This window comes from Nocardia sp. NPDC088792, assembly GCF_044750615.1.
Classification (GTDB): Bacteria; Actinomycetota; Actinomycetes; order Mycobacteriales; family Mycobacteriaceae; genus Nocardia.
The window spans coordinates 855,651-878,043 of the sequence record NZ_JBIVKC010000003.1; the positions used below are offsets into that span (position 1 = coordinate 855,651).

Genomic DNA, 22,393 nt, shown 5'->3' on the forward strand with positions numbered 1-22,393 from the left:
TGCAAGGAGGTTCGCGCCTTTTCCGTCGGTCAGGCCTTACGTGCCAGCCCCGCGACGATCAGCTCTGCCCATGCGCTGAGCTCGGCCTCGGGGGTTTCCGCCTGTTCGGTCTCCGGGTCCGGGCGCCAGTGCGCGCACGGGCTGAGTCCCTCGTCGAGGAGTTCGAGGCCTTCGAAGCAGGCCAGGATCTGCTCGTCATTGCGGAAGTGACCGCCGAACGCTTCGAGGATCTTGCGTTCGGTGGCTGCCGCCTCGCGAGACTTGCCGGGGCGGAAATGCGAAATGTAGACCTGGCTTTCGGGCGCGAGCTGCTCGGTCCAGTACTTCACGACTCCGGCCGGATCCTCGTCGTCGCTCACGAAGCTGAGCACCACGCCGAAGATAATTCCGACCGGTTCGTCGAAGTTGATCAGCCGCTGCACATCCGGATGCTCGGCGATCTTCGACGGGTCCCGGGCATCAGCCTCGAGCACCGTGATCCCTTCGTCGATGGCCAGCAGCGCCCGGCCATGGGCTACGACGAACGGATCGTTATCCACGTACACGACTCGAGCGTCCGGTTGCTCGCGCCGCACCACCTCGTGGACGTTCACGTCCGCGGGTAGGCCGCAACCCATGTCGATCACTTGACGCACCCCGCCGGCGGCGAGAATGCGTGCCGCACGCAGGATGGCCTGCCTGTTCGTGATCGCGAGTAACTCGGATCCGGGCAGGTCACCCATGAAGTAATCGCCGAGATCCTTGTCGACGCCGTAATTGTCACGCCCACCGAGGACGTAGCTATAAACGCGCGCCACACTCGGCCGGGATTGCCGTGCTCGCATGGCGTTGATGTTCAACTCTCACACCCCTTACCGTTCCGTGCACCAAGCGGTCGAGGATCGCACGGGTAGTCCGCCGTCCGGGCAGAACCTTCGATCGAAGATCATTCCAGATCGAGCTCCGACCGGCGCAGTCTTTCCCCTTGACGATACCGGTTCACGGCCAGCAATCCGACAGTGCAAAGCGGCCATTCCGAAGTCGTTAGGGTGGACGTCATGCCCCGTAGCCTGGCCGATCTCCCCTACGCCCGTCACCTCGAACGTTTCGTTAACGAACTGGAGTCCGACCAGGACTACGACACGGTACACCTGACGGAGGCAGAACTCACCGAACCGGACTGTCGCGGCGCACGATTCACCGAATCCGCCCTGACAGAGGTGACGGTGATGCACGGGAACTTCCGCCACACCCGCTTCGGCGACGTCTGGCTGCGCGGCGTGCGCTGGGTCGGCACCAATCTCGGCCAGACCGGTTGGCAGGATGCGGAACTCATCGATTCCGCTTTCTCGGGGGTCGAGTGGGTGGGCGCGGGGGTTCGACGTGTCCGATTCGAGGGGTGCAAGTTCGAATCGGTCAATTTTCGGAACAGCACGCTGCAGCAGGTGGAGTTCGCCGATTGCGTGCTGCGCGACGTCGACTTCGGGGAGGCAACCCTGCGCAAAGTCAGCTTCCCCGGGACGACACTGCTGCGCCTCGCCCTGCACCGGGCCAAGCTGGAGAACGTCGACCTGCGCGGCGCGCTGGCCCTCGATATCGCGAACGGCCTCGACGCGCTGCGCGGCGCCACCATCAGCACCGGGCAGCTGATGGATCTGGCCCCCGCCTTCGCGCAGGCCGCGGGGATCATCGTGCGCGACAGGTGAATCCGGCTCTGCCACCTAGGTGTTGCGGCCGTGGCCCGGAAGCCGGGCCACGGCCGCAACACCGGAATATCTACTGGGCCGCGGCCCGAAGTACCAGCACCGTGATCTCGCTGGGCGCGAAGACGCGCAGCTGCGGACCCCAGAATCCCGTACCGCGGCTGGTGTAGAGCTGCGTGTGCGCACCGTGGCGGCTCAACCCCGCGACCACCGGCTGATCCACTCGCACCAGGTAGTGGAACGGCCAGATCTGCCCGCCGTGCGTGTGGCCCGAAATCTGCAGCGCCACACCGGCCTCCACGGCCGCGCTGACCTGCTTGGGCTGGTGTGCGAGCAGTACCACCGGCAGCGCGCGGTCGGCGCCCGCCAACGCCGCCGTCAGGTTCGGGCCGTGGCCTTCGAGGCCGACACCGGTGGGATCGTCGATACCGGCGAGCACCAGCTGGTCACCGCCGCGGCTCACCACCTCGTGTTCATTGTGCAGCGGCCGCCAGCCCAGCTCCGACATGGTCTCGATCCAGCCGAGGGCGTCACCGAAGTACTCGTGATTGCCGGTGATGTAATACCGGCCCAGCGGGGCCCGCACCTTGCCGAGCGGCTCGACCTGCGCACGCCGCTTGGCCACCGAGCCGTCCGCGAGATCACCCGCATGACAAGCGATATCGGGTTCGAGCGCGTTCACGGTCTCGACCACCCGCTCCGACCAACGCAGCCGATCCGTCGCGGCGAAGTGGGTATCGGTGACCACCACCATGCGCAGACCGTCCAGTCCTGCACCCAGACCCGGGATTTCGACCTCGACCGTGCGCACGCGCGGCAGGCGGCGCGCCTCGTAGACACCCCAGACCACGAGCGCTGCCGACACTACGAGCACACCCAGCGCGACGATCCTGGACCGCAGCGGATCATCCACACCGGCCAGGATCAACACAGCCCGCGCAACGGCCCCGATGACCGACCAGGTGAACACCACCCACATCACACCCAGCAGCGTGTCCGCGGTGAGCGAAGCGGCATCCGACTGCGCCGGCCCGTGCCCGCGAATCATCGCGGCGGGCAAAGCGACATAGCCGAGCACCGCCAGCGCGGTACCCACCCAGAACAGCGCCCCGGAGGTCGCACAGTAGATCAGGACCCACCACGGCACCGCGAACAGCAGGGCCGGGACCACCAGAAAGAACACCATCCGCGGGACATACTTCAGCACAGTCCGATCATCCTTGCCGAAACGCATTGTTGCCACCAGGTCCGCCACGAGTGAAATCGGCCTGTCGGTTTCGATGCCGTCCTGCGGCGACAAACGAATCCCCCGCCCGCGGTATGCGGGACGGGGGATTCGGTGGCCGGTGTCGCTCAGGCGGCGATGGCGTTCCGCTTGTGGCTGCGAATGGTCCAGGTGAACAGGCCGCCGTAGACGACGATCATCAGAATCTGGGACAGGTTGGCGGCGGTGTGCAGGGGCAGCAGGTACACCGCGGCCATGCGCAGCAGCGAGTCGGACAACAGTGCCGCACCCCACACCAGCGAAACGGTGAACCACCGGCGGCGCATGGCATCGCTGTCCGCGGTGGCCTCGAACCGGTCGCGACCCTCATCGCCCGCGAAACGCTTCGCCGCGTAGTAGGCCAGCGGGCGACCGATCACGCAGCTGACCAGCAGGGTCAGCCCGGCGACCGCGGACGTTGCGCTGTCCTTGGCCAGCATGAACCGGGGGTCACCGGAGAGGAAGGACAGGGCCAGTCCGGCCGCGAACAGGATCATCAGGAACATGGCGAAGGCATCGACCCGACGCTGGCGGATCGCGACCCAGATCAGGCGGGCGCCGGAGACGGCGGTGCCGGCCAGCAGCGCGGTGTAGGTGTTCGCGCCGGCCAGGTCGGCGACGAAGTAGGCGCCCATCGGCAGTCCCAGGTCCAGGCCCAGGGTGGTGACCATGGCCCGCACCGCGGTCTTGCGCTGGGCCGAGTCGATGGTGGTGTCGGGGGTGGAGGTGAGGGTGCTCATCGTGGTGGCCTTCCGGATGCGATGTTTCGCTGTCGAAATAGACACTACGAGTTGAAAAACCCCAGGTCATGGACCCGATGGTGTATCCCCGGGTGGATGTTTCCGCACCCGTGGGTGGACATCTCCCTCCACCCGCCTACCTGCCCACCGAGATCACCTGTGGGTGCGTTGCCTCGACCAGTGCACGCGCACGGGTGGTGATGGCGGCCCAGTCGGCCTTGCGGACGGCGCCGGGCTCGACGAGATCGCTGACGCCGACCGCTTCGGCGCCGGCCTGCAAGTAGTTCGGGACCTCGGCCGCCGCGATACCGCCACTGGGCAGCAGCGGGATATGGGCCAGCGGAGCGCGGAGGAGAGAGATGTAGTCGGAACCCAATACTCGCGCCGGGAACACCTTCACCGCATCGGCTCCCGCATCCCGCGCGGTGACGATTTCAGTCGGCGTCATCGCTGCGGGAAACGCGGGAACGCCGTGTTGGTGCGCAGCGTCGATCATGCTCTCGTTGAACGCGTACGACGCCAGGAACTGTGCGCCGGCGTCGAGGGAACGGCGAGCATCCGATACCGAATGCACGGTGCCGACACCTACGACGACATCGGGGTAGTGCGCGCGACAGGCCGCCACCGCGTCGAGAGCCCCCGGGGTCGTGAGCGGGAACTCGATTACTCGAATCCCGCCCTCGTGGAGTGCCCGCACAATGTCCAAGAGCGGCAACACATCCGAGAGACGGACAATGGGCATAACCCTGTTCGTCGCGATCCGCTGCCAGATGGCCTCGTGCGCGGTTACCTGCTCGCCGTCTGCGGTCGAATGCCTGTCGCTCATCAGATCCACCCTCTAACTCTAGTTAACTAGAGTCATCGTATCGGCGGCTATATCTGAGTCAAGTCAATTCGGCAGTACCGCGGCTCCCCCGGCACGTTCGGCGAGCAATGCGTCGAGTTGCCGTTCCGCACGTTCGGCGCGGGTCAGGCTCTGGGCGCGGGCATCTTCGAGGGCGGCGAGGCGGGCCGCGGATCCTTGGTTCGACTTCTCCAGCGCGGCAGCGGCTTCGGTGCGCACGGCCGCTACGTCGGCGGCGGCCTGCCGACGGACATCGGTGACCTCGGCACGGGTGCGGTCGAGTTCGGCGCGCACGCGCTGCAGTTCGTCGCGAGTCTCGGTGAGGACCTGATTGCGTTCGGTGACAGCCTGTTCGGCGCGGTCGATCGCGCGTTCGGCATCCGCGGCCCGCTGCACGGCGAGGTCACGTTCGGCCGCGGCGGCGGTGATGCGCTGAGTGGAGTCGCGGCGCACCTGCTCCACCTCCGCCACGGTCTTGGAGCGGGCCAGCTCGATCTCCTCGGTCGCCTGCTCGCGCGCCCGCTCCACCTCCTCGGCGGCTTCCCGCCGGATGGTGCGTATTTCGGCCTCGGCTTCGGTGCGGGCAGCGAAGACATCGTCGGCAGCCTGCTTGCTGATGCTCTGCACCTCTCGCATCGCATCATCCCGCGCCGACAATGCCTCCGCGATCTTGCTTTCGGCCTCTTCGGCCGCGGCGGCCGCGTCCTCGGCCGCGGATTCCGCGGCCTCCCTGGCCTCTTCCGCCTCCCGCCGCCGCTGCTCGGCAGCAACAGTCGCCATCTCCGCCTCGGCGATCCGCCGAGCAGCATCTGCCTGCACGGCCTGAACCTGAGCCTCCGCCACGGAAGGGTCCGCCAGCGTGGACAGTTCGGCCACCGCGGCAGCGATGGTCCCGTTGAGCTGATCGGCCAGCCCCCGGAACTGAATCAGCAGCTCATCGGCGCGAAGTCGAGCCACCGTCACCGGACCCTGTTGCGTCACAGTGACGTTCGCGACGGCGCCTTCCCCCTCGCCTTCCAGTCGTCGCTGCCGCTCCCGCCACGCCTTCCATCGCGTGTGATCCGGATGGTCACAGTATTCCGAGGGGCGCCCAGGGCCACCGCCCCGAGTGATGGGTTTGGTGCAGCCGGGGTAGTTGCAGATGCTCGACACCGGAGAATCGTAGCGTTGGTTTCGTCATTTCCAACGGATCGACACGAAACGAAACCCCAAGCGTCGCTTCGCAAACCCAACCCATATGACCCCCGATAAGTGAACCTTATCGGGGGTCAGGCTAACTCGTTCCCTTAGTTCCACCTCCAGATAATTACGTTTCCGTTTGGTTTGCGCATACGAAACGTATATGCGACGGAACTATCGAAAAACTGGGCTCGCATGTACGCCCGTACCAGATTCCGAATCTCGACGACCGGCTGTGCCGGAATGATTGTGGCGACGCTGAGTCAGCGCACGAGGCAAAGGGGGATCTCGCAGTACCTGGAACGCCAGGGTCTCCCCGACGTCCGAAACGCCTGTCAACCTGGCTGAGTCGGCTCCCAGCTACACCGAGGAGTTCGATCCAGCTGCCCCGGATGCGCGACGATGCCGGCGCATATTTCCATGACAGAAGCGATGGAGACCAATGGTAGACAACCAATTCACCACTCACACAGAACGTTTCGATCTGAGTGGGAAGTACGCCCTTGTCACTGGCGGCACCAGGGGTATCGGGATGATGATCGCGCGCGGCCTCCTCCAGGCGGGCGCCCGCGTCATTGTCAGCTCACGCAAGCCGGACACGTGCGCGGAGGCACAGCATCTACTGTCCGAATTCGGCGACGTTCAAGCGATCCCCGCCGACCTGTCCAGACACGACGAATGTCAGCGCCTCGCTGACCTTGTCAAGCTCGACTCGGACCGCCTGGACATTCTCGTCAACAACGCGGGAGCGATGTGGCGCGAGCCGCTGGAGACGTTCCCGGACGAGGCCTGGGACGCAGTGATCGACCTGAACCTCAAGTCGCCGTTCTGGCTGGTGCAGGCGTTGCTCCCCGCACTTCGCACGGCGGGCACCGCCGATGATCCCGCGAGGATCATCAACATCGGCAGTATCGCCGCCATCCACGTCGCCGAGTCGCCCAACTACTCCTACGCCAGCAGCAAAGCGGCACTCCATCAACTCACCAGAGTGCTTGCCAGAGAACTGGGCCCGCAGCACGTCACGGTGAACGCGGTAGCGCCGGGACCGTTCCCGTCGCAGATGATGGCGTCCACGCTCGATGCCATCGGCGACACGATCGCGGCGAAGGCCCCGCTGCGCCGGCTCGGCCGCGACGACGATATGGCAGGCATCGCGGTGTTCCTCGCCAGCCGGGCCGGGGCTTACCTCACGGGCACCGTCATCCCGGTAGACGGCGGTATCGCGACGACCGCATCTGGTACCTAGGCGTCGGCGCGAGGCTCTGCCAGCGGCCGGCGCCCCTCGTGAACACCTCCGAGGTCGGGTCGCAACGCAGTCGTCGGGGTACCCGCAGTGCCTCCCTCGGACGGCGGGACGGACTTACGGTGAGGTATGGCCACGATGGATCTACGCACCGATATCCGGGAGTTTCTCAGCTCGCGTCGCGCCCGCATCGCACCCGAGCAGGCGGGCCTGCCCGCTTACGGCGGCAATCGTCGGGTCAAAGGTCTGCGTCGCGAGGAGGTAGCGCTGCTGGCGGGGGTATCGGTCGACTACTACGTGCGCATGGAGCGCGGCGGCCTCGCCGGCGCCTCCGATGGCGTGCTCGACGCGGTGGCCTCTGCCTTGCAACTCGACGAGGCCGAGCGCGATCACCTGTTCCGCCTCGCGCGCCGATCCGGGGCGCCCAGCGGCCCACGCCGGCGCAGGCCTGCCGTGACGGTGCGTCCGGCGCTTCAGCAGATGCTCGATGCCATGACCGATGCGCCGGCGTGGATTTGCAACGGCCGTTATGACGTGCTGGCCATGAATCAACTTGCCCGCGCGCTGTATTCACCGGTGCTGGCCGACACGCGACGGCCGGCGAACACCGCGCGGTTCGTGTATCTGGATCCCGAAGCGGCAAGAACATTCTTCGTCGACTATGACCGAATCGTCTGCGATGTGGCCGCGAAGCTCCGCATGGAAGCCGGACGCAATCCGCACGACGAGGAGCTGATCGCCCTGGTCGGTGAATTATCAACCCGCAGTGAACTATTTCGGCAGCGGTGGGCATCTCAGGACGTTCGGCTCCACCGGTCCGGACGCAAGCGTATGCACCATCCGGTAGTGGGCCGGCTCGACCTGGACGTCGAATCGATGGAAATGCCTGCCGAACCCGGCCTGCTCCTGAACGTCTACACCGCGCCCGCCGGCACGGCGACCGCGGACGGTCTGGCCCTATTGGCGTCGTGGGCGGCCAGCCAGGACAGGCTGGCAACCGAAATCCAGGCACTCAGCTGACGGGACGCAGGTGTTCCCTGGCGCACTGCCGGAAGGCGGCGACCAGACCGGAGTCCTCGGCCCGGGTTGCCAGGACGACCCGGCTGGGTGGGACATCGCGCAGCGGGATCAACGCCAATCGGTTCGGGTGGTATTGAAATGGCCGCGAGTGGCCACGGCGAGGGTGTCGCCGGAGGCCACGAATTCCCAGGTGTCATCGAGCGTGTTCATCGCGGGGCCGGTGGGTGCCGGCAGGCCGTCCGGGCGTGGCTCCAAGCGCCAGAAGGCGCTACATGCGGGATCGAGGCCGGGTACCCACTGCAGGGGCTCGTCGGCGATATCCGCGAGGACGGCGAACAGCCGACCGGCCAGGCGGTGGTCGCGAGGGACGATGACGACGCGCGGTTCGTCATAGAGCGGGGTGATCCGCAGCTGTTCGGTGGGGAAAGGCAAGCGTGCGACAACCGCGTCCACCTGGTGGTCGCGTAGCGCCTCGGCGGGGCGCCCCCACCCGAGATATGTTGTCCGCACGATGGCTTCCCGATGCCGGCGACGTAGTTCCCGGGTCGCAGCGGTGACCATGAGACCCGCGGTGTATCCGATCGAAATGCTGCCCGGACCGACCGCCGCCCGCGCCGCGGCCGCAGCATCGTCCGCGGCGCGCAGCAAGGTCCTGGCCTTGGGCACGAACGCCTCCCCCGCCTCGCTGAGACGGGTCCCTCGTGTCGTCCGGTGGAACAGCTGTACCCCCAATTGCCGCTCGAGGCCGCGGATCTGACGGCTGAGCGACGGCTGTCCCACGTGCAGGGCGGCCGCGGCCCGGCCGAAATGCATGTGGTCGGCAACGGCCAGGAAATAGCGGACCACTCGCAGTTCCAGATCGAGCGGCGGTACGACCTCGGTCATCTCTCCACCGTAGCTTCGGGTTCGGGCATACCGCCCACGTCGGATGATGCCTGCCGGGCATGTCCGGTTCCGGGCTGGGCATTGGACTCCCGTCCGCGCCGGTCGGAGGCTGAAGACAGCCGCCGCGCGGGCGGTGCCGTCAGCCAATAAGGAAGCGCACCCCGATGTTCACGATCCGCAACGAACTCCGCACCGTGCTGTCGCATGCCACTCGCGAACGGCCGATCGATACGCCCCAGTCGACACGAATCTCGATGGCCGGGAACACGTTGCTGAACTTCTGCGCCAACGACTATCTCGGCTTGGCCAACCATCCACGGCCGGGCGGAAATTGTCGAATTGCTTCGCGTTCGCTCGCGCCCGTACGTGTTCGCGAACGCAGTGCCGCCGGTCGTCGCCGCGGGATCACTCGCCGCGATGTCGGGGCCGCCGGCCACGCAGGACCGGTGGTCGGCAGATGATCGAGGAGGTGATCGACATGCCGGCGGATGGTTCGATGCGGTGGCCGGGCGGCAAGAAGGTGGTAGTCATGATCACCGCGGCGGTGGAGTTGTGGTCACCGGGTAGCTGGCCGGTCTATGCGCCGATGGCCCGCGCGTGGCCGCTGCCGGGAGTGCCTGATATGCACAGCATCTCGTGGTCGGAATACGGAGCGACCACCGGGGTATGGCGGCTGCTCGAGATACTCCGATCGCATCGCATGCTCGCCACCTTCGGTATCAATGGTCTCGTCGCCGAACGGTTTCCGCGAGCGGTGCGCGCCGTGCACGAGGCCGGGCACGAGATCGCCGCGCACTCCTACGCGCAGGACGTCATTCCGGCGCTGCTCGATATCGGTGCCGAACGCGAGAACATTCGTCGCTGCACCGCGATCCTCGAAGGACTGACCGGAGTGCGTCCGACCGGTTGGATGAGTCCGCGCGCCTCCGGCACGGCGAGCACCCCGGAGTTGTTGACCGACGCCGGTTACACCTGGTCCGGTGATTACAACGACCACGAGCTCCCGCGGGTACTGGCGACCTCGGGCGGTCCGCTCGTCACGATCATGCACAGCGAGTTGTCCGATATTCGCGGGGTCGGTGGGCCGCGCGAATATCTGGACAGCCATGTCGGCCTGTTGCGGTCCGTGCTCGACGCGCCCGGTGCGGGGGTCTACAACCTGACCGTGCACGCCCATGTCGGCGCGCGCCCGTTGCTGTCCGGCATGTTCTCCCGGATCCTCGATCACATCGCGGCGGCGCGCGAGCAGGTGTGGATTGCCACGCACCAGCAGGTCGCCGAATACCTGCTTACGCAACAGTATTCAGAAAGGAGTCCAGTCGATCATGGTTGACACACTCGTCGTCGGTGGCACGGGCGCGATGGGCGGCAGAATCGTGCACCGGCTGCTCGCCGCGCCCGGATCCACCGTCGCCGTACTCACCCGCGATCCGCGATCCGAACGCGTCGCCGAGCTGCGGGCACGAGCGGGCGGGCGGGTCCGCATTCTGCAGGGCGATCTCGACGATCCGGCCAGTGTCGCGGCGGCGGTAGCCGATGCGGAACAGGTGTTCTGCAACACCGACTTCTGGTCCGGGGCAAGCGTTCTCGGTGAGTACCAGCGCGGTGTCACCGTGTTGGAGGCCGCGCGAGCGGCGCGGGTCGAACGGTTCGTCTGGTCCTCACTCGACAGCGCCGTGGCCCTCACCGGCGGCGTCATCGCGGTGCCGCATTTCGACGCGAAGGCCGCGGTCGCCGCGCACATCAACATGCTCCGATCCGACGAGATGATGCGCGAGGACAGCGACGGCTGGTACAGCGAACACGTGTCGATCCTGACGACCTCGCCCTACTTCGAGAACCTGCGAGAACGGCTCGCACCACAGCGCGGCCCGCTGCCCGACGGACGATCCGGGCTGCTGTTCTCGCTCCCACTCGGGGCGGGGAGATATCCGTTGATCGGCTTGGACGACATCGCATGGTTCGCCGACTACATCCTTCGCAACTGGCAGAGCTGGGGCGCCCGCGATCTTGCCATCACGGCGGACAGCCTCACCGGTGACGAGATAGCCGCCACGGTCGAACGCGTGACGGGGACGCCGTGCCACTACTGCGCCATGCCTCCGGACACGCTGCGATCGACGATGCCGGGCATCGGCCACGACTACGCCGCGATGTTCCGGTTCTTCCAGGCACGCGACATCCTGGGCCTCGATCGGGATCTCGACCACCTGCGCGAACTCCACCCCGACATGATGACCTTCGAAGACTGGCTGCGCACCGACTTCGCACTATCAGATGCAAAGTCATAGCAGATTCAAATTCCTACCCGTTAGTGTTAACGTCGGCAGTCGGGGCGTTCTGCGCCTGCCGCGTTTCGCGCAGGTCCACAAGGTGGCGGGTGAGGTCGAAAATGCCGACGGTCCAGCAGAATCTGCGGAACGATATGCGGCGTTCAGTCATTGGATGCTTACCACCGCCCCGGCCGCGTGGCCGGCGACGAGCCTCGAAACCCGCCTCGTCGCCGGCCGACAGCGGTCAGCCTTGCGCGAATTCGTAGGTGTAGAAGACCAGGCTGTCACCGATCTTTCGGGTGTTGATCAGGCGCAGCGGCTTCTTGTCGCTGGTCTCGTCGAAGAGGCGCAGGCCGGCTCCCAGCACAACCGGGAAAACTACCAGCCGCAGTTCATCGGCGAGGTTCTGTTCGATCAGTGTGCGCACGAGCTGATAGCTGCCGTAGACCAGGATTTCTCCGTCCACTTTCCGCTTCAGCTCCGAAATCTCCTTTGCCGCATCGCCGTTGAGGACCATGGCGTTGCTCCACCGAGAATGTGCGAGGGTCGACGAGACGATGTACTTGGGGAGACTGTTGATTCTGTCCGCCCACTCGGGGCTTACGCGGACGGCCGCGCCATCGCCCGATGTCATCCGGGACGCGAACCACTCACTGCTCCGGCTGCCCAGCAGTAGTGCCTCGACACCCAGCGCTTCCGCTGTCTCGCGGGCTTGCCAGTCTTCGAGGTCTTTGCGCCCCACGAACTGGTGGAACCAGCCGCCCCGCTCGAAGCCCTCCGAACCGTCCGGGTCTTGAACCACGCCATCGAGTGTGACGTTCGTGCTGATGACGATCTTTCCCATTTCCGTGCTCCTTTGACAGTGTTGTCGGCTAGCACTGGTTCAGACGCCGGGGTATCGGAAAAGGGGGCGCTGCGCGGACCGCCCCGTTCGCGCCTCGGCCGGCGTCCATACGGCATGGGACTGCACACGAGGAGTGGGGTGGCGGGAGTGGTATCGGCGAGAACCGATCTGATGTCGAGGGCGCAGGCCGGTGACGGCGAGGCATTCCGAGCGCTGACCGAGCCGCACCGTCGCGAGCTGCAGGTGCACTGCTACCGGATGCTCGGATCGTTTCAGGATGCCGAAGACGCTCTGCAGGACACAATGCTCGCCGCGTGGCGAGGTCTCGAACGGTTCGACGGGCGCGCGTCACTGCGCACCTGGCTCTATCGCATCGCCACGAACCGGTGCCTCGACGCGCTGCGCTCTGCTCGCCGACGTCCCGCAAAGCAGTGGGACATACCCGGCATCGAACCGCCGGAACCCACTGGACTCGGCGAAATCCCTTGGCTCGAGCCCTATCCCGACGCCCTGCTGGACGGTGCGATCAGCGTGCCGCTCGGTCCGGAGGCGCGCTACGAGCAAACCGAATCCATTTCCCTGGCTTTTGTGACCGCCCTGCAGATCCTGCCGCCTCGCCAGCTCGCGGTCCTCATCCTGCGCGACGTCCTCGGATTCCACGCCGACGAAGTAGCCGAAATGCTGGACGTGACTGTCGAATCGGTCAAAAGTGCTCTCAAACGCGCGCGTGCGGGAATGCAACGCCGACTGCCGGTGACTGCTGACCGAGAGCAGCCGCCTGCCGTCGACTCACCTGCCGAGGACACGATCGTGGCGAAGTTCGTCAGCGCCTACGAGGCTGCCGACATCGATGCGTTGGTGGCTCTGTTGACCGATGACGTCTTCATATCGATGCCGCCCATGCCGCTGGAATACCGCGGCCGAGACAGCGTGGCCCGCTTCTGCGCCTTCATTTTCGGCTCGGAACCGCGATTCGAACTGGTGCCGACGCGAGCCAACGGTCAGCCGGCATTCGGGGTCTACCGGCACACCCCCACCGGCATCCACGGCATCGGCCTTTTCGTCCTCACCCTCGCCGGCGACCGAATCGGCGCATGGACCAGCTTCGAAGACACCGTCCTCCCCATATTCGGCCTGCCGCAATCGCTCCCGAGTGCGCAATAGACCGGATGTATACCACTTGCTGGTTGTACAACTCGCTGGTAGATTCTGGTCATGGAAGCGACTTTGCGGGCACTCGCCGAGCCGAATCGCAGGCATATCGTTGAGCTCTTGCGGGATGGTCCTCGGTCCGTGAACGAGATCGTGGAGAGCCTCGAGCTCAAGCAGCAGTTGGTGTCCAAGCATTTGCAGTCGCTGCGAGAGGCGGGGCTGGTGAAGATGCAGCCGATTGCGCAGCGGCGGGTGTATGCGTTGCGGGCCGAGCCGTTCGAGGAACTCGGCGCCTGGCTGGACACCGTCCGGCGGGTCTGGGATGAACGCCTCGATGAATTCGATAACTACCTACAGGTTATGAAGGGCGAAGAATGACCTGTCCCGATGCAGACCGTGAGGATGGCCATGGGCACCGAGTCGAAATCTGTCATTACGAAGAATGTTCGTAGCCGGGAGATAGTGGTCGAACGCCTACTGCACGCGCCGCGTCCGCTGGTGTGGGAGGGTTTGACGAGTCCGACGCATATAGCGCGATGGTGGGGGCCGAGAGGCTGGACCACGACGGTGTATCGGATGGATGTTCGTCCCGGCGGCCTGTGGCACTACTGCATGCGGCCCGATCACGACGAGTCCGAAGAGGTCTGGGGTCGCGCTGTCTATGGCGACGTCGAGCAGCCCTCGCATCTCACCTTTGTCGAATCCTTCTCCGATCCCGACGCAAACATCGTCGACGACAACCACCGAACGGTGACTGTTCGGCTGCTCGATCACGGGGAACGCACGGAGTTGCTGGTGCGCACGCGATTCGACTCGGCGGAGGCGCTCGAGGCTGCGGCCAGGATGGGAATGGCCGAAGGCTTCAGCATGACGCTGGATCGATTCGATGAATGGTTGACAACACACGATCGGAAAGGATCTGCGACATGAGCCCCGAATCGGCAACTGTGACATCGAAAGACGGCACAATCATTTCATTCGAGCAGTCCGGCGCCGGACCGGCACTCATTGTGGTGTCGGCCGCCCTGGCCGATCATTCGGGCACTGCCAAGCTGGCCGGATTGCTGGCGGCGGACTTCACGGTCATCAACTACGACCGCCGCGGTCGAGGTCAGAGCGGCGACACTCAGCCGTATGCGCCGCAGCGCGAGATAGAGGACATCGCAGCGTTGATCGACGCTGCGGGTGGCCGGGCATTCCTGCTCGGCAGCTCGTCGGGCGCGGTTCTCGCGCTGGATGCGGCCGCCGAGCTCGGTGCGAGCGTGGGTGGCGTGTTTCTCTATGAGCCGCCCTTCATCACCGACGGCAGCAGGCCGCCGGTGCCCGGCGGGCTCGGCGACGAAGCCGCGCAACTGGTTTCGGCGGGCCGCCGCAATGAAGCGGTCAAGCTCTTCTTCACAAAGGGTATGGGAATGCCCGCTGTCGCAGTGACGATGATGCGGCTGTTCATGCCCGGGTGGTCGAAGATGGCCGCGATCGCGCACACCATTCCGTACGACCTGGCCGTCCTGGCCGACACTCAATCCGGCAACCCGCTACCCGCCGACCGATGGTTCGGTGTCGAGGCGCCGGTGCTGGTGGCGGTCGGCAGCAAGAGCCCGAAATTCTTCCACGACGGCGCCGAGCGTCTTGCCGCATTGCTGCCCGGCACGACCTACCGATCCTTGCCGGGTGAGAGCCACGCCTCGGTAATGATGCGCCCCAAAGGTATTGCCGCCACGGCGCGCGACTTCTTCCTGAACAACGCAACACGCAGCTGATTTCGACAAGGGGACGGTACGGAAATGGCAACGAACGAAATCCGAGACATCCCGCCGATTCCGGTGCCCGATCCAGATCTTGCCGCAATGAACAGGATGGTCGGCACCTGGAGCGTCACCGGCGGCGCCGAAGGCACGATTGCCTTCGAATGGATGGAGGGTGGATTCTTTCTGGTGCAGCGAGTGAACCTGCGGCAGAACGGCTCGACCATCAAGGGGATCGAGATCATCGGTCACCTGCGCTCGTTCGGAGAGCAGCCCGGCGAGGAAATACGATCCCGCTATTACGACACGATGGGCAATACCTTCGACTACGTGTACGAGCCGTCCGGGGATCAGCTGACCATCTGGGCGGGTGAAAAGGATTCGCAGACTTACTATCTCGGCAGATTTACCGACGATGACACGATGGTCGGCGAATGGTTCTACCCTGACGGCGATGGTTACCAGGTGACCGGCACACGCCTCCCGGAGCCGGCGCGCTAGCCGATTGCGACGAGTAGTCGCCGGAATTCCCGTCGGTCCTGTTCGCTGAGCCGGGCGAGGACTCGACGTTCGGCTTCGATCACCTTCGGGTCGAGGCCGGTGAGCAGGGTTGTGGCCTCGCGGGTCAGAGTGGCGGGCAACGATCTTCCGGAGAGGACGGTGGCGGGTCGTGTCACCAGCCCTCGCTCCTGAAGTTCGCGGATGACCTTGTTCATTGCCTGTGGCGAGACGCTCGCTTCGCGTGCCAGTTGGGCGTTCGAGGCGCCGGGCGACTGGGCGAGCAGGCGCAGGCAAAGGTATTCGGGGAACGCGAGTTCCAGTGGTTCCAGCACGGTGGTGGCGACCTCGGCACGCAGGGCTGCCGCAACCCGGTGCAGAAGGTAGCCGAGGGGCTTGTCCTCGAGTCCTTCCATGTCAACCATATTGACACATATCAACCTCGTTGATATAAAATGGGGGGTATGACGAGTTCATCCAGTAACGCGTTATTCGAATCCGCCTATCGTGGTCAGGCCCCCGAAATGGGTGGCGGGGAGCGGCCACCGTGGAGTATCGGCGAACCACAGCCCGAGATCCGCGCACTCATCGATGCAGGCAAGTTTCACGGCGAGATCCTCGACGCCGGCTGCGGTGAAGCCGCGGCATCGCTCTACCTCGCCCAGCGTGGCTTCACGACGGTGGGCTTGGATCAGTCTCCGACCGCAATCGAGCTCGCCCGCGCGCAAGCCGCCGAACGCGGCCTGAGCACCGCGAGCTTCGAGGTCGCCGATATCAGTTCGTTCACCGGCTACGACGGCCGCTTCGGCACCATCGTCGACAGCACGCTCTTCCATTCCATGCCGGTCGAATTGCGTCAGGGCTACCAGGAGTCGATCGTCCGCGCCGCGGCTCCCGGCGCGTCGTATTTCGTGCTGGTATTCGACGGCACCACCGTTCCCGGCGGTCCGGCCCATCCGGTCACCGCCGAGGAACTGCGCGAGGCGGTCAGCCCGTACTGGGCGATCGACGAGATCCGCCCGGCCCGCATCCACGCGAACGTCCCCGAAACCTTCCAGAGCTTCAAGGATTTCGCGGGCACCGATATCCGGGACGAGGACAACGGCCGAAAGTCCGTGCCCGCCTGGCTGTTGTCGGCCCACTTGGCCTGACAGCCGCACTACCCGGATGGCCCGGAGGTCAATGGCGACCTCCGGGCCATCCGCGTCTCAGCAGGCGCTGTGCGCGGGGGCCTCGAACAGCAGCATCTCCACGATGCACGCCGGGTTGGCCGATCCACTCGACGAGCCCGTGCTGCCGGCGACGGTCGTCGCGGCCGGATTGTCGTTCGGGCCGGTCACCGCACCAGCGGTTCCGGCGCCGATCCCCATCGCCGCGACGGCGGCAATGCCGATCGATACAGCGGCGACAGCGTGTCGAACAGTCTTGCGGGCCATAGCAATTCCTCGAATCCAAGAGCCGAGCCGGCCCAAACGCGACCGACGAACAGCACTGTACATCAATGGAACGCGAATCCTTCACAATTCACCGATGCAAGTCAGTAGTACTGCACCAAACAGAACTCATGCCCCTCCGGATCCGCCATCACCACAACCACCCCCTCGTCGTAGTCATGCCGCTCCCCCGTGAACGAACCCCCCAACCCCACAACCTCCCCCATCCCCTCCCCGATGTCCTCCACCGCCACATCGAGATGCACCCGCACCTTCCCCCGCTTCGCCGCACCCACTGGCTGAAACACCAGCCGAGGCTGCACATCGCCAGCCTCCCCCAGATAAACCCACCCCTCCTGAGCCGGCCCCCGAGGCCGATCCAGCAGCGCACTCCAAAACGCCGCCACCCGCTCCACATCAACACAATCGATCGTCACCCCGACCCAACGGTTCGTCATTTCGTAAGCACTCCCGTGTCGTGACGCTGTCACCTGAATTACCCTCTTCCCCAATACCTTCCGGGATATCGGAGTACCGGAACGGCATCAGGGCAAGCGTCAATCTAATCTCTCGTGCCGCAGCTTCTCCGGCTACCCAGCGAAACCGCCCCGGCGGCTTGACGGTCAGCAGCTCCGCAAACCTGGTCACGGCGACCGGAGAACCACCAACATGATCAAGATTCGGCGTGATCACAATTCCCGCATCCAGCCGCCTCACCACGTTCACCAGCTCACGTACCCCCTCGTCGATGCGTTCGGCCACGACAACCGCACCCACCCGAAGGTTCTGCTCCACAGCACGCTGCTGCGCGTAGAACTTTGCCCAGTCGAGCCGGGCTTTGGTCGCAGCAAGCGGCCTGTATATGAAGACGACCGCCTTGTCGGGCGGCCTGCGCCGTGCGTCGCTCACGATCACCCCTTGTCGTATCGGCGAGTCGGGGCCAGACCCCTTCGACTCCTGGAACCCTTGGTTAGAAGATATGAAGAACCCTGGGACGCTTGAACTGTGCTCAGGACACTTCACCGGACACTTCAAATGCGATATGTGTCCTGGATACGTTCCGTAAAGTGCACCTATGACTCAGCGCCTGCAGTCAGCCATGCTCAGGGCGGGATTCGACTCTGCGGCGTTGGCTGCAACCGTTGGCGTTGATGTGAAGACGGTCAATAGATGGCTGGCAGGTCGCGTTCCGCACCGCCGTACGCGCCTGGATGTGGCTCGGGCCCTGGGCGAGACCGAGGATGGACTCTGGCCGCAGGCTAGTCCTGATCTGAGTGCGGGCGCACCAGCGACCGCCGAGGTCATCGGCGCGTATGCCCATCGCGCCGAGATACCGAACGACCTGTGGATTTAGCTAGTTCTGGGGGCCACCGAACAGATCGACATCATCGGCTATGCCTATCCGTTCGTCTTCGAGCTGCTCCCCAATGCGCCGGAGTTGATTGCGGCGAAGTGCCGACAGGGCGCACGGGTGCGATTGGCTTTCGCAGATCCTGATTGTGCGCATGTCCTGGAGCGGGATGCGCTGGAACAAATGAGCGGCACGCTGGCAGGACGGATCCGCAACGCGCTGAACATGTTCGGGCAGCTGACCGATACTCCCGGGTGTCGAATCGGTCTGCACACCACGCATCTATACAACTCCGTATTCAGGTTCGATGACAAGATGATCGTGACGCCGTATCTTGTGCGCGCTCGCGGGTATCAACACCCTGCTATGCATCTTCGGCAGCTGTCCCCGCATGGCATCTTCTCGTCGTTTGCCGATCAGGTGGAACAGATCTGGGGCACGGTTGCACCCTATGAGCGAGAGGTGACGCATGGGAAGCCGACGTGATTACTACCGGGATCCGAGGGCGCCCAAGGCGAACAGCCTGGTCCCTGGCGGCTCGGCGCTGGTGGTCGATGAGCGTGGTGCGATTCTGATGCAGCGGCGCAGCGACTCAGGCAACTGGTCGTTCCCGGGCGGCATCATGGATATCGGGGAGACACTGGAGCAGTGCGTGGTCCGGGAGACCAAGGAAGAGTCCGGGCTCGACATCGAGATCGTCGCTCTGCTGGGCATTTACACCGATCCGGAGCACATCATCGAGTACGGCGATGGTGAGATTCGGCAGGAGTTCAACGTCACCTTCTACGGTCGCGTCGTCGGTGGGCGGATCGAGGTCAGCGATGAGTCCACGGAAGTTCGATTCTTGACCATCGATGAACTGGCGGAGTTGCCCGTGCACGATACGGTGCGACTTCGGCTGCGGCACCATGAGGAGCGGCGAAGTACGCCCTATCTCGGTTAGAGCGCCGACCGGCCCAGGTGAACGCGCTTGGGGCGATACGGGGATCGGTTAGCCTGGGCGGGTGCGTTTCTGATCCGGTTGGGCGATTGGAGCGGTGGGGTGATGGACGGGAAGATTGGGCTGGGGCAGCCGCATTCGTCGCGGATGTATGACTACTTTCTCGGGGGAAAGGATAATTATGAGGTTGATCGGCAGGCTGCTGCGGAAGTGTTGAAGGTGTGGCCGGGGATTCGGACTGCTGCCCGGGCCAATCGCCAGTTCATGCAGCGCAGTACTCGGTTCCTGGTGGATGCGGGGGTACGGCAGTTCTTGGACATCGGGACGGGGATTCCTACCGAGCCGAATCTGCATCAGATCGCGCAGCACGGGGAGCCCGAGGCTCGGGTTGTGTATGTGGATAACGATCCTTTGGTGCTGGCGCATGCTCGGGCGCTCATGACGGGGAGCGGACTGGGGGCGACGACGTACATCCACGGGGACGTCAACGAGCCGAAATCCATCCTGCAAGCGCCGGAGCTGACCGAGGTGCTCGATCTGGACGAGCCGATCGGGTTGAGCATGATCGCGTTGCTGCACTTCGTGGACGCCGGGACCGCGGAGATCATGTCGTCGTTCATCGATGCGCTCGCGCCGGGGTCCTACCTCGTGATCTGCACGGCCACGGCTGATTTCGATCCGGAGCAGGTGGCCACCGCGCGGGCGATCTACCGCGCGCGCGGGATCACCGCGCAGGACCGCACCCTCGATGAGGTCACCGCACTGTTCGGCGGCATGGACCTGGTGGAGCCCGGGGTGGTGCCGCCGCATCGGTGGCGGGCCGATCAGATGACCGAGGTCTCACCGTCTTACGACGCCGATGTCTCCTGCTACGCCGGAGTGGCCCGCAAGCCCTGACCCGGCGCCTGACATTCCGGAGAGCTGTGTCGTCGAAACACGGTGGGCGGCACTCGCCCACCGACCATCGACTCCGGGAGACGATCATGACCACTCCAGTTCCGGCAGCACAGTTCACCGAGGCGGCCTCCGAGGAGAGCCTGGCGCGGACGGCGGCCGCGCTCACCGCGCACGGTTTCACCGCCGAGATTCTCGACGATGCCGCGGCCGCCCGGGCCCGCGTCGAGGAGCTGATTCCCGCGGGCAGCAGCGTATTCACCGGCGCCAGTGAGACTCTGCGCCTGTCGGGGATCGATAAGGACATCAATGCCGGCGACCGGTATACGTCGGTCAAGGCGCGCGTCCTGAGCATGGATCGTGTCGTTCAGGCCGACGAGTTCCGGCAGTTGCTCGCGAGTCCGGATGTCGTCGTGGGCAGTGTCGCGGCGGTCACCGAGACCGGCTCCCTGGTGGCCGCGTCTGCCACCGGTAGCCAGATTCCCTCGTATGCCGGCGGCGCCGCCCGGGCGGTCTGGATCGTGGGCTCGCAGAAGATCGTCCCGGACCTTGCTACTGCCCTGCGCCGCGTCGAAGAGCACGCGCTCCCGCTCGAAAGTGACCGCGCCCGAGCGGTTTACGGACAGCCCAGCGTGGTGAACCGGCTGCTCGTTCTCAATGGGGAGCTGAATCCCGGCCGCGGCACCGTGCTGTTGCTGCGCGAAGCCATCGGCTTCTGAATCAGTTCACGAGCACGGTGTAGATCCTGTTGTCCGGGTCGACGGTGTTGCGGACGGCGTTCAAGCGGCTCCAGTTGTCACCGAAGTAGCGTTCGATCCGGTCGCCGGGCTCGAGGTAGTTGACATAGCCGCCGGAGGAGGCGGATCTGATCAGCTGGTGTGCCGCGAAGACCCAGGCCATTGCGATCTCGGATGGAATGGGCTGGTAGGCACCCCATTCCACCATCGCGGCATGGTTGCGCCACGGGTAGGCGGCCTCGGCGAGCGGGGTGTCGCGCACCGCGCCGTCGAGCGTATTGATCTGTACCCAGCCGGTATTCCCGGCTTGTGAGAACGCCGTGATCGCCTCGATGATCACGCCGATCACGTTCTGGTCGAGTTTGGCGACGATATCGGAGCCGTTGGTGAAACTGGCGCGCGGTTCGGTGAGACTGCCGCCGGCGAGGTAGACGATCGAGTCCATGTGCGACAGCGTCCGGGATTCCACTGTCAGCGGCCGCATTCCGATGGCGTCGGACAGCGCGTCGACCACGCTGTCCCCGCTGTCGGCGGGGCAGACGATCTGCATCCAACATCGCAGTCCGCCGTGGCCGTCGGCATCGATGCTGACGTCGGCCCATTGGCTGTGGTCGGCGGTCTGCAGCCATTGCTGCCAGCCGGTGATGGCCTGCGCCGCGTGGTCGCCGGGGAAGGTCACCGCGACAACGTCTTTCGAGGTCGCCGGGCAGGTGTTGTAGGTGAACGAGGTTGCGACGCCGGCGAATTGACCGCCGCCGCGCAGCGCCCACAGCAGGTCCGGTCGCGAGGTATCGGATACCTGGGTGATGGTGCCGTCCGGCAACACCAGGGTCGCCCCGGTGAGCCGATCGCAGGTCACGCCGTATTCGCGGGACTCGAAGCCGAGGCCGCCGCCGAGGGTGAGCCCGGCGATGCCCACCGAGGGGCACATGCCGGTCGGCAGAGTCTGCCCGTACCCGTCCAGGGCCTGGTAGACATCGCTGAGCGCATTCCCGGGCCCGATGACTGCGGACCCGTTGTCATAGTCGACGCCCGTCAGCCCGCGCAGGTCGATGATCATCACCCCGGTCGCGGACGAGACTCCCGCATAGGAGTGACCGCCGGATCTGGCCGCGAACCGCAGCCCGTTCTCACCCGCGAAAGAGACTGCCGCCGCGACGTCTTCGGCGGAGGACACCTGCACGACCGCCGCCGGCAGCAGATCGTCGAACCGGGTGTTGAAGATCTGTTTGGCGGCGCCGTAACCACCGTCGGTGGGCAGGACGACCTGGCCCTGGATCCGGTTCTGCAGCTCGCCCCAGTTCGCGCCGGCGGCGATGTCCGCCGCGGACGGTGATGGGTCGGCATGCGCCGCAGGCAACCATGTGGCAGACGCCCACGTGGCCGCCGCGACCCCGAGTACACCTCGCAGAAATGTGCTGCGAGAAATGTCAACGCCCCTGGTATCGATCGCTCGGCCCCTGTTCCCTCATACAACACTCACCTACCTCTCAAGGTACTTGCAACTGGGGTTTCAGGTCACCCGAACCGGCAGCCGAGCTGCCAACGACGACAACGGATCTCGTTGATCGAATCGTTTCCGGATCGAAATTTCGGGGTGCTGGTGGGCCGTGAGCTGGTCTTGCGATATGTCCGCGCCGGTTGCTGTGACTTCACCGAGAATATTCTG

27 protein-coding genes and 1 pseudogene are annotated in these 22,393 nt (G+C 65.2%); 16 read left to right on the top strand and 12 right to left on the bottom strand.

Annotation, left to right across the window (positions count from 1 at the left end):
* Positions 1–29: 29 nt before the first annotated feature.
* Positions 30–824: an SAM-dependent methyltransferase gene (locus ACIP5Y_RS21955; RefSeq protein WP_400352187.1), complete on the bottom strand. Its 795-nt coding sequence runs from the start codon at positions 822–824 to the stop codon at positions 30–32.
* 213 nt (positions 825–1,037) lie between these two features.
* Here ACIP5Y_RS21955 and ACIP5Y_RS21960 point away from each other — a divergent pair, with 213 nt between their 5' ends.
* Entirely contained in the window at positions 1,038–1,685 is a 648-nt protein-coding gene (locus ACIP5Y_RS21960) for a pentapeptide repeat-containing protein (RefSeq protein ID WP_400352189.1), read from the top strand.
* Between the two features lie 70 nt (positions 1,686–1,755).
* Here ACIP5Y_RS21960 and ACIP5Y_RS21965 read toward each other — a convergent pair whose 3' ends face one another.
* From ACIP5Y_RS21965 to ACIP5Y_RS21980, 4 genes are all read right to left on the bottom strand, one after another.
* Entirely contained in the window at positions 1,756–2,916 is a 1,161-nt protein-coding gene (locus ACIP5Y_RS21965; protein WP_400352191.1) for a metallophosphoesterase, read from the bottom strand.
* Positions 2,917–3,035: 119 nt separating this feature from the next.
* Complete coding sequence (locus ACIP5Y_RS21970) at positions 3,036–3,686, bottom strand: VC0807 family protein (protein WP_400352193.1); 651 nt, start codon at positions 3,684–3,686, stop codon at positions 3,036–3,038.
* A 136-nt stretch (positions 3,687–3,822) separates the two neighbouring features.
* The gene (locus ACIP5Y_RS21975; RefSeq protein WP_400352195.1) at positions 3,823–4,512 is read right to left on the bottom strand and encodes a bifunctional 4-hydroxy-2-oxoglutarate aldolase/2-dehydro-3-deoxy-phosphogluconate aldolase; all 690 of its coding nucleotides are present in this window, start codon (positions 4,510–4,512) and stop codon (positions 3,823–3,825) included.
* A 63-nt stretch (positions 4,513–4,575) separates the two neighbouring features.
* Positions 4,576–5,682 (bottom strand): hypothetical protein, encoded by a 1,107-nt coding sequence (locus ACIP5Y_RS21980; RefSeq protein ID WP_400352197.1) that lies wholly within the window; start codon positions 5,680–5,682, stop codon positions 4,576–4,578.
* A 469-nt stretch (positions 5,683–6,151) separates the two neighbouring features.
* Here ACIP5Y_RS21980 and ACIP5Y_RS21985 point away from each other — a divergent pair, with 469 nt between their 5' ends.
* Positions 6,152–6,955, top strand: a complete 804-nt coding sequence (locus ACIP5Y_RS21985; RefSeq protein WP_400352199.1) for an SDR family oxidoreductase — start codon at positions 6,152–6,154, stop codon at positions 6,953–6,955.
* 126 nt (positions 6,956–7,081) lie between these two features.
* Positions 7,082–7,972 carry a helix-turn-helix transcriptional regulator gene (locus ACIP5Y_RS21990; RefSeq protein ID WP_400352200.1) on the top strand — a complete coding sequence of 297 codons (891 nt, stop codon included), beginning with the start codon at positions 7,082–7,084 and terminating at the stop codon, positions 7,970–7,972.
* On the opposite strand, the pseudogene ACIP5Y_RS21995 reads toward ACIP5Y_RS21990, so the two are convergent.
* Positions 7,965–8,857, bottom strand: a pseudogene (locus ACIP5Y_RS21995) (LysR family transcriptional regulator). The gene ACIP5Y_RS21990 and the pseudogene ACIP5Y_RS21995 sit on opposite strands and share 8 nt — an antisense overlap.
* Positions 8,858–9,314: 457 nt before the next feature.
* Between ACIP5Y_RS21995 and ACIP5Y_RS22000 the strand changes: the two are divergent.
* Both ACIP5Y_RS22000 and ACIP5Y_RS22005 read left to right on the top strand, forming a co-directional pair.
* A complete protein-coding gene (locus ACIP5Y_RS22000) occupies positions 9,315–10,190 on the top strand; it encodes a polysaccharide deacetylase family protein (RefSeq protein WP_400352202.1) in 876 nt (291 codons plus the stop codon).
* Entirely contained in the window at positions 10,183–11,148 is a 966-nt protein-coding gene (locus ACIP5Y_RS22005; RefSeq protein ID WP_400352204.1) for an SDR family NAD(P)-dependent oxidoreductase, read from the top strand. Before ACIP5Y_RS22000 ends, ACIP5Y_RS22005 begins: the two co-directional genes overlap by 8 nt.
* 226 nt (positions 11,149–11,374) lie before the next feature.
* Here the strand turns inward: ACIP5Y_RS22005 and ACIP5Y_RS22010 are convergent, their stop codons facing one another.
* A complete protein-coding gene (locus ACIP5Y_RS22010) occupies positions 11,375–11,974 on the bottom strand; it encodes a dihydrofolate reductase family protein (protein WP_400352206.1) in 600 nt (199 codons plus the stop codon).
* A 114-nt stretch (positions 11,975–12,088) separates the two neighbouring features.
* Here ACIP5Y_RS22010 and ACIP5Y_RS22015 point away from each other — a divergent pair, with 114 nt between their 5' ends.
* Genes ACIP5Y_RS22015 through ACIP5Y_RS22035 form a run of 5 tightly spaced genes read left to right on the top strand, consistent with a single transcriptional unit; the run spans position 12,089 to position 15,372 of the window.
* Entirely contained in the window at positions 12,089–13,138 is a 1,050-nt protein-coding gene (locus ACIP5Y_RS22015) for a sigma-70 family RNA polymerase sigma factor (protein WP_400352208.1), read from the top strand.
* Between the two features lie 51 nt (positions 13,139–13,189).
* Entirely contained in the window at positions 13,190–13,504 is a 315-nt protein-coding gene (locus tag ACIP5Y_RS22020) for an ArsR/SmtB family transcription factor (protein ID WP_400352210.1), read from the top strand.
* Positions 13,505–13,534: 30 nt separating this feature from the next.
* Positions 13,535–14,056, top strand: coding sequence for an SRPBCC domain-containing protein (locus tag ACIP5Y_RS22025; RefSeq protein ID WP_400353845.1), 522 nt, complete (start codon positions 13,535–13,537; stop codon positions 14,054–14,056).
* A complete protein-coding gene (locus tag ACIP5Y_RS22030) occupies positions 14,053–14,886 on the top strand; it encodes an alpha/beta fold hydrolase (RefSeq protein ID WP_400352212.1) in 834 nt (277 codons plus the stop codon). Before ACIP5Y_RS22025 ends, ACIP5Y_RS22030 begins: the two co-directional genes overlap by 4 nt.
* A gap of 24 nt (positions 14,887–14,910) precedes the next feature.
* On the top strand, positions 14,911–15,372 hold the full coding sequence (locus ACIP5Y_RS22035) for a hypothetical protein (protein ID WP_400352214.1): 462 nt from the start codon (positions 14,911–14,913) through the stop codon (positions 15,370–15,372).
* Here ACIP5Y_RS22035 and ACIP5Y_RS22040 read toward each other — a convergent pair.
* Entirely contained in the window at positions 15,369–15,785 is a 417-nt protein-coding gene (locus tag ACIP5Y_RS22040; protein WP_400352216.1) for a MarR family winged helix-turn-helix transcriptional regulator, read from the bottom strand. The two genes, ACIP5Y_RS22035 and ACIP5Y_RS22040, sit on opposite strands and share 4 nt — an antisense overlap.
* A gap of 48 nt (positions 15,786–15,833) precedes the next feature.
* On the opposite strand from ACIP5Y_RS22040, the gene ACIP5Y_RS22045 reads away from it, so the two are divergent.
* Positions 15,834–16,520, top strand: a complete 687-nt coding sequence (locus tag ACIP5Y_RS22045) for a class I SAM-dependent methyltransferase (protein WP_400352218.1) — start codon at positions 15,834–15,836, stop codon at positions 16,518–16,520.
* A 57-nt stretch (positions 16,521–16,577) separates the two neighbouring features.
* Here the strand turns inward: ACIP5Y_RS22045 and ACIP5Y_RS22050 are convergent, their stop codons facing one another.
* The 3 genes from ACIP5Y_RS22050 to ACIP5Y_RS22060 all read right to left on the bottom strand — a co-directional run bounded on the left by ACIP5Y_RS22050 (position 16,578) and on the right by ACIP5Y_RS22060 (position 17,711).
* Positions 16,578–16,805 (bottom strand): hypothetical protein, encoded by a 228-nt coding sequence (locus tag ACIP5Y_RS22050; protein ID WP_400352219.1) that lies wholly within the window; start codon positions 16,803–16,805, stop codon positions 16,578–16,580.
* A 101-nt stretch (positions 16,806–16,906) separates the two neighbouring features.
* On the bottom strand, positions 16,907–17,260 hold the full coding sequence (locus ACIP5Y_RS22055) for a VOC family protein (protein WP_400352221.1): 354 nt from the start codon (positions 17,258–17,260) through the stop codon (positions 16,907–16,909).
* Positions 17,220–17,711 carry a hypothetical protein gene (locus tag ACIP5Y_RS22060; protein WP_400352222.1) on the bottom strand — a complete coding sequence of 164 codons (492 nt, stop codon included), beginning with the start codon at positions 17,709–17,711 and terminating at the stop codon, positions 17,220–17,222. Before ACIP5Y_RS22060 ends, ACIP5Y_RS22055 begins: the two co-directional genes overlap by 41 nt.
* 166 nt (positions 17,712–17,877) lie before the next feature.
* Here ACIP5Y_RS22060 and ACIP5Y_RS22065 point away from each other — a divergent pair, with 166 nt between their 5' ends.
* From ACIP5Y_RS22065 to ACIP5Y_RS22085, 5 genes are all read left to right on the top strand, one after another.
* On the top strand, positions 17,878–18,156 hold the full coding sequence (locus ACIP5Y_RS22065; protein ID WP_400352224.1) for a hypothetical protein: 279 nt from the start codon (positions 17,878–17,880) through the stop codon (positions 18,154–18,156).
* Between the two features lie 180 nt (positions 18,157–18,336).
* Positions 18,337–18,639 carry a hypothetical protein gene (locus ACIP5Y_RS22070; RefSeq protein ID WP_400352225.1) on the top strand — a complete coding sequence of 101 codons (303 nt, stop codon included), beginning with the start codon at positions 18,337–18,339 and terminating at the stop codon, positions 18,637–18,639.
* On the top strand, positions 18,623–19,096 hold the full coding sequence (locus ACIP5Y_RS22075; protein ID WP_400352227.1) for an NUDIX domain-containing protein: 474 nt from the start codon (positions 18,623–18,625) through the stop codon (positions 19,094–19,096). The genes ACIP5Y_RS22070 and ACIP5Y_RS22075 overlap by 17 nt, the downstream gene beginning before the upstream one ends.
* Before the next feature lie 102 nt (positions 19,097–19,198).
* On the top strand, positions 19,199–19,990 hold the full coding sequence (locus ACIP5Y_RS22080; RefSeq protein WP_400352229.1) for an SAM-dependent methyltransferase: 792 nt from the start codon (positions 19,199–19,201) through the stop codon (positions 19,988–19,990).
* Positions 19,991–20,076: 86 nt separating this feature from the next.
* The gene (locus tag ACIP5Y_RS22085) at positions 20,077–20,706 is read left to right on the top strand and encodes an LUD domain-containing protein (protein WP_400352231.1); all 630 of its coding nucleotides are present in this window, start codon (positions 20,077–20,079) and stop codon (positions 20,704–20,706) included.
* Position 20,707: 1 nt separating this feature from the next.
* Here ACIP5Y_RS22085 and ACIP5Y_RS22090 read toward each other — a convergent pair whose 3' ends face one another.
* Positions 20,708–22,084, bottom strand: coding sequence for an FAD-binding protein (locus ACIP5Y_RS22090; protein WP_400352233.1), 1,377 nt, complete (start codon positions 22,082–22,084; stop codon positions 20,708–20,710).
* Positions 22,085–22,393 lie beyond the last annotated feature (309 nt).

Coding starts and splice junctions, on each gene's coding strand:
- ACIP5Y_RS21955 (WP_400352187.1), bottom strand. CDS start 824: ATGCGAGCACGGCAATCCCGGCCGAGTGTGGCGCGCGTTTATAGCTAC.
- ACIP5Y_RS21960 (WP_400352189.1), top strand. CDS start 1,038: ATGCCCCGTAGCCTGGCCGATCTCCCCTACGCCCGTCACCTCGAACGT.
- ACIP5Y_RS21965 (WP_400352191.1), bottom strand. CDS start 2,916: ATGCGTTTCGGCAAGGATGATCGGACTGTGCTGAAGTATGTCCCGCGG.
- ACIP5Y_RS21970 (WP_400352193.1), bottom strand. CDS start 3,686: ATGAGCACCCTCACCTCCACCCCCGACACCACCATCGACTCGGCCCAG.
- ACIP5Y_RS21975 (WP_400352195.1), bottom strand. CDS start 4,512: ATGAGCGACAGGCATTCGACCGCAGACGGCGAGCAGGTAACCGCGCAC.
- ACIP5Y_RS21985 (WP_400352199.1), top strand. CDS start 6,152: ATGGTAGACAACCAATTCACCACTCACACAGAACGTTTCGATCTGAGT.
- ACIP5Y_RS21990 (WP_400352200.1), top strand. CDS start 7,082: ATGGCCACGATGGATCTACGCACCGATATCCGGGAGTTTCTCAGCTCG.
- ACIP5Y_RS22000 (WP_400352202.1), top strand. CDS start 9,315: ATGATCGAGGAGGTGATCGACATGCCGGCGGATGGTTCGATGCGGTGG.
- ACIP5Y_RS22005 (WP_400352204.1), top strand. CDS start 10,183: ATGGTTGACACACTCGTCGTCGGTGGCACGGGCGCGATGGGCGGCAGA.
- ACIP5Y_RS22010 (WP_400352206.1), bottom strand. CDS start 11,974: ATGGGAAAGATCGTCATCAGCACGAACGTCACACTCGATGGCGTGGTT.
- ACIP5Y_RS22015 (WP_400352208.1), top strand. CDS start 12,089: ATGGGACTGCACACGAGGAGTGGGGTGGCGGGAGTGGTATCGGCGAGA.
- ACIP5Y_RS22020 (WP_400352210.1), top strand. CDS start 13,190: ATGGAAGCGACTTTGCGGGCACTCGCCGAGCCGAATCGCAGGCATATC.
- ACIP5Y_RS22025 (WP_400353845.1), top strand. CDS start 13,535: ATGGGCACCGAGTCGAAATCTGTCATTACGAAGAATGTTCGTAGCCGG.
- ACIP5Y_RS22030 (WP_400352212.1), top strand. CDS start 14,053: ATGAGCCCCGAATCGGCAACTGTGACATCGAAAGACGGCACAATCATT.
- ACIP5Y_RS22035 (WP_400352214.1), top strand. CDS start 14,911: ATGGCAACGAACGAAATCCGAGACATCCCGCCGATTCCGGTGCCCGAT.
- ACIP5Y_RS22040 (WP_400352216.1), bottom strand. CDS start 15,785: ATGGAAGGACTCGAGGACAAGCCCCTCGGCTACCTTCTGCACCGGGTT.
- ACIP5Y_RS22045 (WP_400352218.1), top strand. CDS start 15,834: ATGACGAGTTCATCCAGTAACGCGTTATTCGAATCCGCCTATCGTGGT.
- ACIP5Y_RS22050 (WP_400352219.1), bottom strand. CDS start 16,805: ATGGCCCGCAAGACTGTTCGACACGCTGTCGCCGCTGTATCGATCGGC.
- ACIP5Y_RS22055 (WP_400352221.1), bottom strand. CDS start 17,260: ATGACGAACCGTTGGGTCGGGGTGACGATCGATTGTGTTGATGTGGAG.
- ACIP5Y_RS22065 (WP_400352224.1), top strand. CDS start 17,878: ATGACTCAGCGCCTGCAGTCAGCCATGCTCAGGGCGGGATTCGACTCT.
- ACIP5Y_RS22070 (WP_400352225.1), top strand. CDS start 18,337: ATGAGCGGCACGCTGGCAGGACGGATCCGCAACGCGCTGAACATGTTC.
- ACIP5Y_RS22075 (WP_400352227.1), top strand. CDS start 18,623: ATGGGAAGCCGACGTGATTACTACCGGGATCCGAGGGCGCCCAAGGCG.
- ACIP5Y_RS22080 (WP_400352229.1), top strand. CDS start 19,199: ATGGACGGGAAGATTGGGCTGGGGCAGCCGCATTCGTCGCGGATGTAT.
- ACIP5Y_RS22085 (WP_400352231.1), top strand. CDS start 20,077: ATGACCACTCCAGTTCCGGCAGCACAGTTCACCGAGGCGGCCTCCGAG.